The sequence below is a fragment of the Paenimyroides tangerinum genome (assembly GCF_003865405.1).
Lineage (GTDB): Bacteria > Bacteroidota > Bacteroidia > Flavobacteriales > Flavobacteriaceae > Flavobacterium > Flavobacterium tangerinum.
In genome coordinates, this window is the sequence record NZ_RQVQ01000106.1 from 1 (window position 1) to 1,221 (window position 1,221).

Below are 1,221 nucleotides of genomic sequence, written 5' to 3' on the forward strand. Positions count from 1 at the left end.
ATTCTTGTCTATTCAATCCAGTATCCATTAAATATCCTTGAACATTTCCTGTTCTGAAATCAGGACAAACAAAGCCATTTGGAATCAGATCGAAACTTGGTGATTTACCCATTGTAATATTAAACTCAACAGTAGCAGTACATAATGAACCTAACTCTGTATTGAAAACCTCAGCAATAACTAACTGTGGATTACTTGTTACAGGGAAAGCTGTAGATGGCGATGCTGTTCCTGCATTGTAATTAGCCCAAGATGTATAATATCTAACATTTAGTTGTCCTGTTAAATTCTGTGTTGAAATAATACCAGCATTTAATACTGTTAGGTTAGCTGGTCCAAAACCATCATTTACACCATCTGAATCACAGAAAGCTAAACTTGCTGATGGTGGATAAGCAAATACTTTTTCCTCAACTTTCAAATCAAAAGGAGCTATTGAATAACATCCTGTTACTTTATGTTGTATTCTTACCCAAATTCTTTGTAAATCTGAAGCAGCATTTGTATAAATATAAGGTATTGGAGCCGCTCCTAATAATGCCGCTGTTTGTGTAACATAATAACGAATGTCAAAATTAGCAGCATTTTGATTTCCTAAAACTTGCGCATTTTTATCTCTTAAATCGAATGTATAAATTCCATCTGAATTTAATTCACATGCATACAAAGTTGTCATTGGTCCAACTGTAGGCAAGCTATTAACTATTAATTGTAACGGAACAATTACAAAACAACTCTCTGACAATATTGTAGGATTATTTGAAACCCTTACATAAACTGTCATTGAATTTGTCAAGAAATCATCTGGTGTACCAATTTCATCAACGTTATTTATAGCTTGTTGTTCTGATATAAAATATTTATAACTTAATGTAGCATTACCATTACTTAATTCTGGTTGTGCTAATCTCAAATCAAATGTAGCAAAACCACTTCCTAATCCATTTTCACATGCTTGTAAAGCAGTTGGAGTTAAATTTGGTTCTGGTAATGGTAACACACGAATTGTTAAAGTCGTATATGAAAGACATCCATTCATGTTTTCTACAGAAACCCAAACTGTTTGTGGATTCGATGTATTTATGTATGATGTTGGATTTGGAATCTGATTTATTCCTGCTTTTGCTTCTGCTTCGTTTGTAAAATATCTTAATGTTACTCCAAAAATTTGTCCTTGCGTAATTTGACCTTGTCTAACCGTTAAGTCAAATGTTGTTTGCT

General features: G+C 32.8%; 1 pseudogene. It reads right to left on the reverse strand.

Annotated features, from left to right (window positions below):
• Nucleotides 1-1,221 (reverse strand): annotated as a pseudogene (locus EG240_RS16615) (hypothetical protein); the annotation flags it as partial.